Source organism: Pseudomonas sp. 20-5 (assembly GCF_056782835.1).
Map to the genome: position 1 here is coordinate 3,962,161 of NZ_CM165584.1, position 12,034 is coordinate 3,974,194.

Genomic DNA, 12,034 nt, shown 5'->3' on the forward strand with positions numbered 1-12,034 from the left:
GTTTCAAAGCTTCTGGAACGCCGGACTGAGCTTGCCGTAGGTGCAGTAGAGAATCACCGACACCGCCAGCAGTCCGACAATGATCATCACGTCCCTGGCCGAGGCCGCCAGGAACAGGTTGAGCAGCAGGTATCCCGCCCCGCTCACCGCCAGCAGCGCTGGCAGCGGCCACAGCGGCATCCGGTAGGGATGCTCGCGGTCGCGCCGCAGCACCCGGCTGAACAGCGCGCAGAGGGCGACGATCAGGTAGACCATGACGATCAGCAACACGGTGAACGAGGTCAGTTCGGCCAGGTTGGAGCTGAAGCTCAGCGCCGCCGAGGGAATGGCGAGGAACAGCGTGGCCAGCCAGGGCGATTCCCAGCGCGGATGGATACGGGTGAAGGCACGGTTCAACGCCGGCATCCAGAGCGCGTCGCGACCGCTGCTGAAGATCACCCGGGCGCTCTGGATGACGATGGCGACGATGGCGTTGAACACCGAGAGGAAGATTCCCGCGCTGACCAGGCGCGACAGCGTCTCGTTGCCATGGCTGTTCAACAGGTAGCCGATCGGATCGGGGCTGGCGAGCATCGCCGGGAGCGACGGCGCGCCGATCAGCAGCGCGGCGAGCGGGACGATCTCGATCAGCACCACCAGCGCCAGCGACCAGAGCACCGCGCGATGCACGCTGTGGCCGCCGTCCTTCATGTCCTCGGCGAGCAGCACCGCGCCGCCGAAACCGTTGTAGGAGAACAGCGCGGTACCGACCGCTCCGATCACCAATGCCCAGGGTGCGATCGCCAGCAGCCCGCCGTCGCCGACTACCTGCGGCTGCAGCAGGACGCTCGCCGGCTGCTGCGCATGGCCGAAACCGAGGCCGACGATCACCAGCAGCGCCGCCACTTCCAGCAGCAGGCAGGTGCCCGTGACCCAGGCGTTGACGCGAATGTTGAGGATGCCCAGCAGGTAGCTGAAGGCGACGATCGCCAGGGCCACGGTCTGCGCATCGAAGTGGGTGCCGAGGGCAGCGTTCAGGTAAGTCGCCGCGCCGGTGGCGAGCACCGGCGGGATGAACAGCAGCATCGCCAGCACCGTGAGGAAGGTGGCGTAGCCGGCCAAGCCGCCGAACACGCGCTTGGCGTAGACATACTCGCCGCCGGCGGTGCTGTGCGCCCTGCCCAGCTCGGCATAGCACCAGGCGAACATCAGCGCCAGCACCCCGGCCAGGGCGAAGGCCCAGAACGCGCCGGTGCCGGCCTGCTGGATGGCGAAAGGGGCGATGACGAAGACGGAACTGGCGGGAGTGACCGCGGAAACGGTGATGGCGACCACGTCGAACACCCCCAGGGTGGGTTTCAGCGCACTTTCGGGCGCGGGGGAAGAGCTCATGTCGTTGTCCTCTGATTGTTATTGAAGTTGAGGCAGTAACGGAGACTCGCGGCGGCCCCTTGCCGGGGCGCTGGTTATGCGCCGACTCTAGGAGCGCGGAACCGGCGGGCCAATCACCCTTTGGGGTTACGCCCCTTGACGCGGCGGGTGGAAAAGCCGCAAACCGGAGCCTGCGAAAACCCACCGTGGAGCGAATACGGATGCACACCCTGTTCCGGGACATCGGCATGCACGCCAGCCTGGGCCGCGCCATCGAACAGATCGGCGGCAACCGCTTCTGGAAGCAATTGATCCTGCTGCTGCGCCAGCACCTGCCGTTCGACAACGCCCTGGCGATCTTCTACCCCGCCAACGGCGTGCCGGTGGCCCTGGAGGAATACGACGCCGAACCGCAGGCCGGGCCGGCCTCGATGCTCGCCTACCTGAACGGGCTGTACCTGCTCGACCCCTTCTACCAGGCTTGCCGGGAAGGCCTGGCCAGCGGACTGTACCGCCTCGAGGAGATCGCCCCGGACCATTTCCGGCAGAGCGAGTACTACCTCAGCTACTTCCACGACAACGTGCTGGAGGACGAGGTGCAGTTCATCCTCCAGGTACCCGGCCAGGGCGCGCTGTCGCTATCGCTGGGGATGCAGCGGATATTCGCCGACGAGGAATGCGGGATGCTCGGGCTGCTCTCGAGCTGGGTCCTGGCGCTGATGCAGCAGCACTGGCAGCAGCGCAGCCAGCGCCTGTTGCCGGCCGCACCGCAGGAAGAGATGGCCACGCAGATACGCGACGCCCTCAGCCACTTCGGCGCCAGCGTGCTATCGGAACGCGAGCTGGAGATCGCTCGCCTGATCCTTCGCGGCTACTCGTCGAAGGCCATGGCCGAGCGCCTGGCGATCTCGCCGGAGACGATCAAGGTCCATCGGCGCCACCTGTACGCCAAGCTGGACATTTCCTCGCAACCGGAACTGTTCTCGCTGTTCATCCAGTCGCTCGGGCACGACCCGGAGAACCCCTAGGGGTCATGGATTGGCGTAGCGCCGGCTGAGACCGGGCGGGATGCCGCGGGCGTCGGTCTCGGTCCAGGGACCCTGCGGGCTGGTGGACCAGAACCAGCCGCCGTCCCAGCGGTAGTAGGTACGCTGGCGGTAGTAGAGATCGCGCTCGCCGCGGATCACATAGACCCCCAGGCTGCCGTCCCAGACGCCCTTGCCGCCTGGCGGCGGGGCGAACTGCGGACGCGAGCGGCTGGGCTGCGCCGGAGTCTGCGGTTGCGGGGTGATGCGCGGCGGGGTGGCGCCGGGCGCGCTGGACGGACCGGGCTGCGGCTGGCTCTGCGGCGGCAGCGAGGCCGGCGGTTCGCTGGTCTGCGGCGGATGCACCACGCACCCGCCGAGACCGCCCAGGAGAATCGCCAGACCCAGATACTTCGCCTTCACCGCCGCACCTCCCCAACCGATTGTCGTTATGGCCGGGCCGCCTGGGGCTGGTCCGGGCCGTCGATGGTCAGCGCTTGCGCCGACGACTGGGCGGTAGACAACGGTTTGCCGCGTCCGATCCATTCGCCGGAGATGGCATTGCCGGCGCGGGATACCCGCGCGACCAGCTCGACCTGCGGGAATCCGCTGAGCTTGAGCTGCGGCATCATGGCGTCGGCATCGCTCAGGCTGACCTCGGCCGGCAGGTCGGCGACGGTCAGGCGCTTCACTGCCAACGGCATCGGCGGGCCGCCGACGGCGCGGGCGAAGACGAACACGCTGTCGTCGGCCTTGACCTGGCCCTTCACCGCGTCGCTGATATCCACCTTCACCGTCAGGGTCACCCCGGCGGCAGCGGGCGCGGCCGGCGCCGGCGGGGTCTGCCCGGCCTCGGTCATGCGCTCGCGGGCACGCTGGATGCCGCCCTGGATCGCCGAGCGTGCCGGGTCCTCGTTCGGCAACACCGACACAAGGCGCTCCCAGAAGCCGATGGCGTCGGCGTAACGCTGCTCTTCGAAGGCGGCGATGCCGAGCAGGCCAAGGGTGGTCACTTCGGCCGGGTCGCCCTTCAGCGCCTCGTCGGCCAGGGCCTTGATCTGCGCGGTCATTTTCTTGCCACCGGAGAAATACAGTGCCTGCGCCCACTGGCCGAGCACTTCCGGCTGCCGCCCGCTGAGTTCGGCGGCGCGTTCGAAGGCCCGCGCCGCATCGGCGCCGCGTTCCTGGGTCATGTAGGTGCGACCGAGGAAGTACCAGCCCTGGGCGGAATCCGGCTGGGCCTGTACCGCGCGCTCCAGGCGCGCAGTCATCTCTTCCATGGAGTGCGGCGCCTGGGCGAATTCGCGGGCCAGCTCGACCTTGTCGCTGGCGCCCCAATGCAGGTACAGGCCGAGCGCGACCAACGGCACCAGCAGCGCCGCGACCAGCGGGACCGCCCGGCCCAGGCGCGAGCTACGCTCTTCGCCGCTGCCCTCGGTGTCGGCGAGCAGTTCGCGGGCAGCCTCGGCGCGGCCATTCTCCAGTTGCTCGGCGGTCAGCGTGCCGGCGGCCTGCTGGCCGGCCAGCTCGGCGATCCGCTCCTGATAAAGCGCGACGTTCAGGGCGGTACGGTCTTCCTCGGCCTGGGCGCGACGGCCACGCAGCAGCGGAATCAGCAGGAATGCCAGGGCCGCCAGCAGCAGCAGGCCGGCAGCGAGCCAGAAATCGATCATTTGTCGTTCTTCAACAGGTTGGCGAGGCGCGCTTGCTCCTCGGCGGACAGGGTGGTTTGCACCTTGGCAGCGGTGCGCCGGCGGCGCAGGACGATCACGCCGATCACCAGCACGCCGAACAGCAGCAAGGCGCCCGGACCGAACCAGAGCAGCCAGGTACGCTCGTTGACCGGCGGCTTGTAGCGAACGAAATCACCGTAGCGGGCAACCATGTAGTCGACGATCTCGCCGTCGCTCTTGCCCTGCTGCAACTGGCCGTAGATCTGCTTGCGCAGGTCGGCGGCGATCGGTGCGTTGGAGTCGGCGATGTCCTGGTTCTGGCACTTCGGGCAGCGCAGTTCCTGGGTCAGGTTGCGGAAGCGTTCGCGCTCGGCGTCGCTGGCGAACTCGTAGGTGTCGATGGCGGCCCGGGCCACGCCGCAGAGGGCGAGACCGAGCAGCGCGGTGACGAGGAAACGCTTCATCGGGCCTCCGGCTCGTCCAGCAGTTGCTGGTACAGCGGCGCCAGTTGCTCGCGCCAGACTTTCTGGTCGACCACCCCGACGATCTTGTGGCGGATGATGCCCTGTTTGTCGATCAGGTAGGTTTCCGGCGCACCGTACACGCCCAGGTCCAGGCCCAGGGTGCCGTCGGCGTCGCTGATGCTCAGCAGGTAGGGATTGTGCAGCTCGTTCAGCCACTTGATGGCGGCGGCGTTGTCGTCCTTGTAGTTGATCCCGTAGATCACCACGCCCTGCTCGGCCAGTCGGGTCAGTTCCGGGTGCTCGACCCGGCACGACGGGCACCAGGTGCCCCAGACGTTGACCAGCGCCGGCTTGCCCTTGAGGTCGGCCTCGGTCAGGCGCCGGGCCGGGTCCTGCACGCTGGGCAGGTCGAAGGCCGGGAACGGCTTGCCGATCAGCGCCGAGGGCAGCTCGCTGGGGTCCAGCCAGAGGCCGCGGAAGAGGAACACCGCGACGATCAGGAAGATCCCCAGCGGCAGCAGCAGAATCGCTCGTTTCAAGACTCAGGCTCCCTGACCGGCGAGGCCCAGGGCCTCGCGCACACGTGTTTTCACCTTCACCCGGTAGCGCCGGTCGAGCGCCGCCAGGGCGCCGCCGAGGCCCATCAGCAGGCCACCGAACCAGATCCAGCGGACGAACGGCTTGACGTGCACGCGCACCGCCCAGGCACCGTTCTCCAGCGGCTCGCCGAGCGCCACGTAGAGGTCGCGGGTAAAGCCGGCATCGATCCCTGCCTCGGTCATCATCGAACTCTGCACGGTGTACAGGCGCTTCTCCGGATGCAGGGTGGCGATCTCCTTGCCGTCGCGGCTGACGTGGATGCTGCCCTTGTCCGAGGTGTAGTTCGGCCCTTCGTGGTGCTTCGCGCCGTCGAAGAGGAAGTGGTAGCCGCCCAGTTCGACGGTGTCGCCGGGCGACATGCGCAGGTCACGCTGGGCGCTGTACTGGCTGCTGAGGACGATGCCGATGGCGCACACGGCGATGCCCAGGTGCGCCAGTTGCATGCCCCAGTAGCTGCGGGTCAGGCTGCGGGCGCCGGCCAGCACGCCCTTGTGCCGGGTCTTGTCGAGGAAGTCGCGGAAACCGGCCAGGACCACCCAGGCGGACAGCAGGAACACCGCCAGCACCGCCCAGTTGAAATCGCCGAAGTACATCGAACCGGCCGCCGCCAGGACCGCGCTGGCCACCAGCACCGGGGTCAGCATGCCGAGCAGCCAGCGGCTCGGGGTGTCCTTCCAGCGCACCAGCACGCCGACCGCCAGGGCCGCCATCAGCGCCGCCATCAGCGGCAGGAACATGGCGTTGAAGTACGGCGGGCCGACCGACAGCTTGGCGCCGCTGAGGGCATCGAGCAGCAGCGGGTAGAGGGTCCCGAGGAGGATCATCGAGGCCGCCACCACCAGCACCAGGTTGTTCAGCAGCAGCAGGGTCTCGCGCGACCACAGGGCGAAGCCGACCTGGCTCTTGACCACCGGCGCGCGCAGGGCGAACAGGGTCAGCGAGCCGCCGACCACCAGCAGCAGGAAGGCGAGGATGAACACCCCGCGCTCCGGGTCGGAGGCGAAGGCGTGCACCGAGGTGAGCACGCCGGAGCGGACCAGGAAGGTGCCCAGCAGGCTCAGGGAGAAAGCGGCGATCGCCAGAAGCACGGTCCAGCTCTTGAACACGCCGCGCTTCTCGGTCACCGCCAGCGAGTGGATCAGTGCAGTGCCGACCAGCCAGGGCATGAAGGAGGCGTTTTCCACCGGATCCCAGAACCACCAGCCCCCCCAGCCCAGCTCGTAGTAGGCCCACCAGGAGCCGAGCACGATGCCGATACCGAGGAAGGCCCAGGCTACCAGGGTCCAGGGCCGCGACCAGCGCGCCCAGGCGGCGTCCAGGCGGCCGCCGAGCAGTGCGGCGATGGCGAAGGCGAAGGCCACCGAGAATCCGACGTAACCCATGTAGAGCATCGGCGGGTGGACGATCAGGCCGACGTCCTGCAACAGAGGGTTGAGGTCGTTGCCGTCCATCGGGGTCTGCGGCAGCAGGCGGCTGAACGGGTTGGAGGTGATGATCAGGAACAGCAGGAAGCCGGTGCTGATCATGCCCATCACCGCCAGCACGCGGGCCAGCATGACCTCCGGCAGTTGCCGGGAGAAGATCGACACGGCGAAGGTCCAGCCACCGAGGATCAGCGCCCAGAGCAGCAGCGAACCTTCGTGGGCGCCCCAAACGGCGCTGAACTTGTAGTACCAGGGCAGCGCGCTGTTGGAGTTGCCGGCCACGTAGGCCACCGAGAAGTCGTCGCGCAGGAAGGCCCAGGTCAGGCAACCGAAGGCGAAGGCGAGGAAGGCGAACTGCCCCCAGGCCGCCGGGCGCGCCAGGCTCATCCACTGGCGGTCGCCGCGCCAGGCGCCGACCAGCGGCAAGCTCGACTGCACCAGGGCCAGGCAGAGGGCGAGGATCAGGGCCAGGTGGCCGAGTTCGGGGATCATCTACTTGCCCTCCTGGTTGTACGAGGTCTCGCCGGCGGCCTTGCCGTTCTCGTAGTGCTTCAGTTGGCCGCTGTCCTTGAGCGCCTTGGTGACTTCCGGCGGCATGTAGTTCTCGTCGTGCTTGGCCAGCACTTCATCGGCCACCAGCACGCCGTCGCCGCCCAGCTTGCCGAGGGCGACGATGCCCTGCCCCTCGCGGAACAGGTCGGGAAGGATGCCATGGTAGGCGATGGTCACTTCCTTGGCGCCGTCGGTGACCACGAAACGCACGTTCAGCGAATCCTCGCTGCGTTGCAGAGAACCCTTTTCCACCAGGCCGCCGGCGCGTATGCGGGTGTCGGTCGGCGCTTCGCCGTTGGCGATCTGGGTCGGGGTGTAGAACAGGTTGATGTTCTGTTGCAGGGCCGACAGCGCCAGGCCCACCGCGGCGCCGACGCCCACCACGATGGCGAGGACGATGATCAGACGTTTCTTGCGGACCGGATTCACTGCTGGGCCTCCCGGCGCAGACGACGCGCCTCTTCTTGCAGGTAGCGGCGCCGGGCCAGCAGCGGCTCGGCGACATTGATCGCCAGCACCAGCAGGCTGATGCCGTAGGCCGACCAGACGTAGGGACCGTGATGGCCCATGGCGAGGAAGTCGCCGAACGATTCGAAGCTCATCGTGCCTTCTCCACCAGGGCCTTCACCTCGGCTTTCGCCCAGGCGGTGCGGGACTCGCGCTTGAGCACTTCCAGGCGCATGCGCACCAGCAGCATGGCCGCGAAGAAGCAATAGAAGCCGAGGACCATGATCAGCAACGGCAACCACATCTCCACCGGCATCGCCGGTTTCTCGGTGATGGTGAAGGTGGCCGGCTGGTGCAGGGTGTTCCACCACTCCACCGAGTACTTGATGATCGGGATGTTCACCACGCCGACGATGGCCAGTACGGCACAGGCCTTGGCCGCGCTGTCGCGGTTACTGATCGCCTGGCCGAGGGCGATGATGCCGAAATAGAGGAAAAGCAGGATCAGCATCGCCGTCAGGCGCGCGTCCCAGACCCACCAGGCGCCCCAGGTCGGCTTGCCCCAGACGGCCCCGGTAAGCAGCGCGACGAAGGTCATCCAGGCGCCGATGGGAGCCGCGCACTGCACCGCCACGTCGGCGATCTTCATCTTCCAGATCAGCCCGACGGCACCGGCCACGGCCAGCATGACGTAGCAGGACTGGGCGAGGAAGGCCGCCGGCACATGGATATAGATGATGCGGAAGCTATTGCCCTGCTGGTAGTCCGGCGGCGCGAAGGCCAGCCCCCAGACGCAGCCGGTGACGATCAGCAGCGCCGCCGCCACGGCGAACCAGGGCAGCCAGCGGCCGCTGATCTCGTAGAACCACTTGGGCGACCCAAGCTTGTGAAACCATGTCCAATTCATCATCAGGCTCTGTTTACAGGGCTCTTTGGAAATACCGGGCAGACCTTCCGCTGCCAGCCCGGGTCAAGCGTGGGCGGCACAGCCGCCCGGTACCGCACGCCCGCCGATGCCTTCGGCGGGCGGACTCACTCGCCTACGCTGATCTTCAGGCCGGCAGCGATGGCGAATGGCGTGAGTGTCAATGCTAGCGCCGTCAGGCTCGCCAGCCACAATAAATGTCCGCTGCTGGGCAGTCCCTGCAGCGAAGCCTGCAGCGCCCCGCTACCGAGAATCAGCACCGGGATGTACAGCGGCAGGATCAGCAGCGCCAGCAACAGGCCGCCGCGCTTGAGGCCCACGGTCAAGGCCGCGCCGACGGCGCCGAGCAGGCTCAGCACCGGCGTACCGAGCAACAGGGAAAGCAGCAGCACCGGTATGCAACGGGCCGGCAGGCCCAGCATCAGCGCGAACAGCGGCGACATCAGGACCAGGGCCAGCCCGGAAAACAGCCAGTGTGCCAGCACCTTGGCCAGCACCAGAAGAGCCAGGGGGTGCGGCGAAAGGACCCACTGCTCCAGAGAACCGTCCTCGAAATCGCTGCGGAACAGCCCTTCCAGCGAGAGCAGCACGGCCAATAGCGCCGCCACCCAGACCAGGCCGGGCGACAAGGTTTGTAGCAATTGGCTTTCCGGCCCGACCGCCAGGGGGAACAGGGCGATGACGATGGCGAAGAACACCAGCGGGTTGGCCAGCTCCGCCGGTCGGCGGAACAGCAGGCGCGCCTCGCGCGCCAGAAGCAGGCTGAAGACGTTGCTCATGCCGGATCGCCCAACGCCGGCTCGACCGTCGCGCCGCTGGCCGCCTTGAGCGCACCGAGGTCCAGCTCGCGGTAGCCGGCGGGCACCTGCTGCAGGCTGTGGTGGGTGGTCAGCACCACCATCCCGCCGCGCTGGCAATGCCCGGCCAGGTGCGCTTCCAGTTGCGCCACCCCCTGTTTGTCGAGGGCGGTGAAGGGTTCATCGAGGATCCACAAGGGCGGTGCGTCCAGGTACAGGCGGGCCAGCGCCACGCGGCGTTGCTGGCCGGCGGAAAGGGTGTGGCAGGGAACGTCCTCGAAGCCACGCAGGCCGACGTCGGCCAGGGCCTGCCAGATCGCCTCGCGGCTGGCCGGCTGGTGCAGCGCGCAGAGCCAGGTGAGGTTCTCCTCGGCGCTGAGCAGGCCCTTGATTCCCGCGGCGTGGCCGATCCACAGCAGGCTGCGGGCCAGTTCGCCGCGCTGTTCGGCGAGCGGCCGGCCGTTCAGGCGGACTTCCCCGGCGGTCGGCTGCATCAGTCCGGACAGCAGGCGCAGCAGGCTGGTCTTGCCGCTGCCGTTGGGACCCACCACCTGCAACATCTCACCGGCGGCCAGGCGCAGGTCGAGGCGCTCGAACAGCATGCGCCAGTCGCGCTCGCAGGCGAGCCCGACGGTTTCCAGCAAGGGGCTGGCTGTGGGGACTTCAGCAGGATCGGACATCGAACAACATCGCCAAGCGTCTCTCCTCGTCGCGGCGCCGGAGGCCTTCACGGAACAGACCCTAAAGTCGGGATAAACACGGCCGCTATACTGGTGACGACGCGGCCAGCCTGTTTGACAGGCGCGGCATTATACACGCCCTTCCCCAGCCTCCGCAGGGTCGTTTAAGACAGGTTGTTACCCATGCCAGCCGAGATAGGCGCTTCCCCGCCACTACCCCCGGTCTCCGCCCCACGCCCGCTGCCGCCGGCGCAATCGCAGGGCAACGCCCAGGCCGACGCCGAGATGACCCTGAAGCTGGTGCAGACCCTGGCCGGCCTGCTGGGCGAAGGCGAGTCGGGCAAGGCCGAGGTGCTGGCGGTCAAGGAAGGCCTGGCGAACAATTTCCAGGTCCTGCTCAAGCTGACCCTGGCGAACAGCGGGCAGAGCCTGGTGGAAGTGCAGAGCAATCGGCCGCTGGTGCCGGGCAACCTGCTCAACGTCAGCGCCACCAGCAACACCAGCGTGGTTGCAACCCTGCTCGACAGCATGGCCGGCGCTGGCCCGCTGAGCAGCCTCGACCTGGAGCAACTGCCGCCCGGCACCCTGCTCCAGGGCAAGGTCCTGTCCAGCACCGCGCTGCCGGCGGACAAGGCCCAGCAGGTGGTCTACCGGGTCCTGCTGAACCTGCTCAACACGCCGCTCGCCGGCAGCAAGCTGAGCCTCGACTCGCCCCAGGCGCTGCCGGTCGGCAGCCTGCTCACGGCGCTGGTGAAAAACAGCCAGCAGATCGACTTCCTGCCGCTCAGCGGACGCCTCGACCAGCTTGCGCTGGGCCAGCAACTGGCCGGGCAGAGCGCCCGCCAGGCTTCCCTGGAAGGCCTGTTCGCCGCCCTGCAGGGGCTGAACGGCCGCAACGACCTGCCGGACAGCCTGCGCCAGGCCGTGGAGCGCCTCTTCGCCGGCCTGCCGGAGGCGCAGAAGATGGGCGATTCCAAGCTGCTCGGCCAGGCCCTGCAGCAGAGCGGCCTGTTCCTCGAGGCGCGCCTGATGCAGGGCGCCACCGATCATCTCGGCCAGGACCTGAAGGCCAACCTGTTGCGCCTGTTCGCCCAGCTGTCGCCGCTGCCGCCGACCGGCGCCCAGGCGCCGGGCATGTTCGCCGGCAACACGGCGAACCTGGCCCAGGCGCTGCCGGCCTTTGTCCGCAACGCCCTGGGCAACCTGGGACAGAGCGCCAACAAGACCCAGGCACTGAACTTTCCCCTGCCGAGCAAGGTTCTCCAACTGTTCGACGAGGACATGGAACTGGAGTCGCTGCTGCGCCTTGCCGCCGCGGCGATCTCCCGCCTGCAGACTCATCAGCTGTCGAGCCTGGCGCAGACCAGCACCCTGCCGGATGGCACCCAACTGGCGACCTGGCAGATGGAGGTGCCCATGCGCCATCAGCACTCGGTGGTACCGTTGCAGGTGAAGTTCCAGGAAGAACAGCGCAAGACCGGCGAAGAGGCCCGCGAAAGCCTCTGGCGCGTCGAACTGGCCTTCGACCTGGAGCCGCTGGGACCGCTGCACGCCCAGGCGACCCTGCTACGCGGCAGCCTGTCCAGCCAGCTTTGGGCCGAGCGCGACGCGACCGCGCGGCTGGTCGAGCATGAACTCGGCCACCTGCGCCAACGCCTGCGCGACGCCGGCCTGACCGTTGGCGAGATCACCTGCCAACGCGGCCGCCCGCCCCAGGGCCCGCGAGCGACCATCGAACAACGCTGGGTAGACGAAACCGCATGAACAGAAAGCAGTCACCCGCCCCGCGCCAGGCCATCGCCCTGAGCTACGACGGCCAGGCCGCGCCGACCCTTTCCGCCAAGGGCGACGCCGAACTGGCCGAGGCGATCCTGGCCATCGCCCGCGACTACGAGGTACCGATCTACGAGAACGCCGAGCTGGTCCGCCTGCTCGCCCGCCTGGAACTCGGCGACGCCATTCCGGAAGCGCTGTATCGCACCATCGCCGAGATCATCGCCTTCGCCTGGCACCTGAAAGGCAAGTGTCCCGAGGGATTCGCGCCGGACGCCGCGGATGGCAACCAGATGCTGCTACTCGGCGGTCCCGGCGACTGAG

At 68.0% G+C, this 12,034-nt stretch carries 14 protein-coding genes; 3 read left to right on the forward strand and 11 right to left on the reverse strand.

Features of this window, described 5'->3' with window-relative positions:
* Positions 1 to 3: 3 nt before the first annotated feature.
* Positions 4 to 1,371 (reverse strand): APC family permease, encoded by a 1,368-nt coding sequence (locus tag AC1RB9_RS18170; RefSeq protein ID WP_003110692.1) that lies wholly within the window; start codon positions 1,369 to 1,371, stop codon positions 4 to 6.
* A gap of 200 nt (positions 1,372 to 1,571) precedes the next feature.
* Between AC1RB9_RS18170 and AC1RB9_RS18175 the strand changes: the two genes are divergently transcribed.
* Complete coding sequence (locus AC1RB9_RS18175; protein WP_003449754.1) at positions 1,572 to 2,378, forward strand: helix-turn-helix transcriptional regulator; 807 nt, start codon at positions 1,572 to 1,574, stop codon at positions 2,376 to 2,378.
* Positions 2,379 to 2,381: 3 nt separating this feature from the next.
* Here AC1RB9_RS18175 and AC1RB9_RS18180 read toward each other — a convergent pair whose 3' ends face one another.
* The 10 genes from AC1RB9_RS18180 to ccmA all read right to left on the reverse strand — a co-directional run bounded on the left by AC1RB9_RS18180 (position 2,382) and on the right by ccmA (position 9,937).
* Positions 2,382 to 2,798 carry a hypothetical protein gene (locus AC1RB9_RS18180; protein ID WP_003087156.1) on the reverse strand — a complete coding sequence of 139 codons (417 nt, stop codon included), beginning with the start codon at positions 2,796 to 2,798 and terminating at the stop codon, positions 2,382 to 2,384.
* A 26-nt stretch (positions 2,799 to 2,824) separates the two neighbouring features.
* Positions 2,825 to 4,048, reverse strand: coding sequence for a c-type cytochrome biogenesis protein CcmI (gene ccmI, locus AC1RB9_RS18185; protein ID WP_003083145.1), 1,224 nt, complete (start codon positions 4,046 to 4,048; stop codon positions 2,825 to 2,827).
* Positions 4,045 to 4,512: a cytochrome c maturation protein CcmH gene (ccmH, locus tag AC1RB9_RS18190; protein WP_003087150.1), complete on the reverse strand. Its 468-nt coding sequence runs from the start codon at positions 4,510 to 4,512 to the stop codon at positions 4,045 to 4,047. Before ccmH ends, ccmI begins: the two co-directional genes overlap by 4 nt.
* Positions 4,509 to 5,051: a thiol:disulfide interchange protein DsbE gene (gene dsbE / locus AC1RB9_RS18195; protein WP_003083138.1), complete on the reverse strand. Its 543-nt coding sequence runs from the start codon at positions 5,049 to 5,051 to the stop codon at positions 4,509 to 4,511. The genes ccmH and dsbE overlap by 4 nt, the downstream gene beginning before the upstream one ends.
* A gap of 3 nt (positions 5,052 to 5,054) precedes the next feature.
* Positions 5,055 to 7,028 carry a heme lyase CcmF/NrfE family subunit gene (locus AC1RB9_RS18200; protein ID WP_003107324.1) on the reverse strand — a complete coding sequence of 658 codons (1,974 nt, stop codon included), beginning with the start codon at positions 7,026 to 7,028 and terminating at the stop codon, positions 5,055 to 5,057.
* Entirely contained in the window at positions 7,029 to 7,517 is a 489-nt protein-coding gene (gene ccmE / locus AC1RB9_RS18205; protein ID WP_003083137.1) for a cytochrome c maturation protein CcmE, read from the reverse strand.
* Positions 7,514 to 7,690, reverse strand: a complete 177-nt coding sequence (gene ccmD, locus AC1RB9_RS18210) for a heme exporter protein CcmD (RefSeq protein ID WP_003083136.1) — start codon at positions 7,688 to 7,690, stop codon at positions 7,514 to 7,516. Before ccmD ends, ccmE begins: the two co-directional genes overlap by 4 nt.
* A complete protein-coding gene (locus AC1RB9_RS18215) occupies positions 7,687 to 8,445 on the reverse strand; it encodes a heme ABC transporter permease (RefSeq protein WP_003083135.1) in 759 nt (252 codons plus the stop codon). The genes ccmD and AC1RB9_RS18215 overlap by 4 nt, the downstream gene beginning before the upstream one ends.
* 122 nt (positions 8,446 to 8,567) lie before the next feature.
* Positions 8,568 to 9,239 carry a heme exporter protein CcmB gene (ccmB, locus tag AC1RB9_RS18220; protein ID WP_003083130.1) on the reverse strand — a complete coding sequence of 224 codons (672 nt, stop codon included), beginning with the start codon at positions 9,237 to 9,239 and terminating at the stop codon, positions 8,568 to 8,570.
* Positions 9,236 to 9,937 carry a cytochrome c biogenesis heme-transporting ATPase CcmA gene (ccmA, locus tag AC1RB9_RS18225; RefSeq protein ID WP_003140265.1) on the reverse strand — a complete coding sequence of 234 codons (702 nt, stop codon included), beginning with the start codon at positions 9,935 to 9,937 and terminating at the stop codon, positions 9,236 to 9,238. The genes ccmB and ccmA overlap by 4 nt, the downstream gene beginning before the upstream one ends.
* Before the next feature lie 285 nt (positions 9,938 to 10,222).
* On the opposite strand from ccmA, the gene fliK reads away from it, so the two are divergent.
* Positions 10,223 to 11,701, forward strand: coding sequence for a flagellar hook-length control protein FliK (gene fliK / locus AC1RB9_RS18230; protein ID WP_003083123.1), 1,479 nt, complete (start codon positions 10,223 to 10,225; stop codon positions 11,699 to 11,701).
* The gene (locus AC1RB9_RS18235; RefSeq protein WP_003083121.1) at positions 11,698 to 12,033 is read left to right on the forward strand and encodes an EscU/YscU/HrcU family type III secretion system export apparatus switch protein; all 336 of its coding nucleotides are present in this window, start codon (positions 11,698 to 11,700) and stop codon (positions 12,031 to 12,033) included. The genes fliK and AC1RB9_RS18235 overlap by 4 nt, the downstream gene beginning before the upstream one ends.
* Position 12,034: the final 1 nt, after the last annotated feature.

What these genes read in the sequence shown, in the direction of transcription:
- AC1RB9_RS18170 (WP_003110692.1), bottom strand. Translation starts at nt 1,371, where the DNA reads ATGAGCTCTTCCCCCGCGCCCGAAAGTGCGCTGAAACCCACCCTGGGG.
- AC1RB9_RS18175 (WP_003449754.1), top strand. Translation starts at nt 1,572, where the DNA reads ATGCACACCCTGTTCCGGGACATCGGCATGCACGCCAGCCTGGGCCGC.
- ccmI (WP_003083145.1), bottom strand. Translation starts at nt 4,048, where the DNA reads ATGATCGATTTCTGGCTCGCTGCCGGCCTGCTGCTGCTGGCGGCCCTG.
- ccmH (WP_003087150.1), bottom strand. Translation starts at nt 4,512, where the DNA reads ATGAAGCGTTTCCTCGTCACCGCGCTGCTCGGTCTCGCCCTCTGCGGC.
- AC1RB9_RS18200 (WP_003107324.1), bottom strand. Translation starts at nt 7,028, where the DNA reads ATGATCCCCGAACTCGGCCACCTGGCCCTGATCCTCGCCCTCTGCCTG.
- ccmD (WP_003083136.1), bottom strand. Translation starts at nt 7,690, where the DNA reads ATGAGCTTCGAATCGTTCGGCGACTTCCTCGCCATGGGCCATCACGGT.
- AC1RB9_RS18215 (WP_003083135.1), bottom strand. Translation starts at nt 8,445, where the DNA reads ATGATGAATTGGACATGGTTTCACAAGCTTGGGTCGCCCAAGTGGTTC.
- ccmB (WP_003083130.1), bottom strand. Translation starts at nt 9,239, where the DNA reads ATGAGCAACGTCTTCAGCCTGCTTCTGGCGCGCGAGGCGCGCCTGCTG.
- ccmA (WP_003140265.1), bottom strand. Translation starts at nt 9,937, where the DNA reads ATGTCCGATCCTGCTGAAGTCCCCACAGCCAGCCCCTTGCTGGAAACC.
- fliK (WP_003083123.1), top strand. Translation starts at nt 10,223, where the DNA reads ATGACCCTGAAGCTGGTGCAGACCCTGGCCGGCCTGCTGGGCGAAGGC.
- AC1RB9_RS18235 (WP_003083121.1), top strand. Translation starts at nt 11,698, where the DNA reads ATGAACAGAAAGCAGTCACCCGCCCCGCGCCAGGCCATCGCCCTGAGC.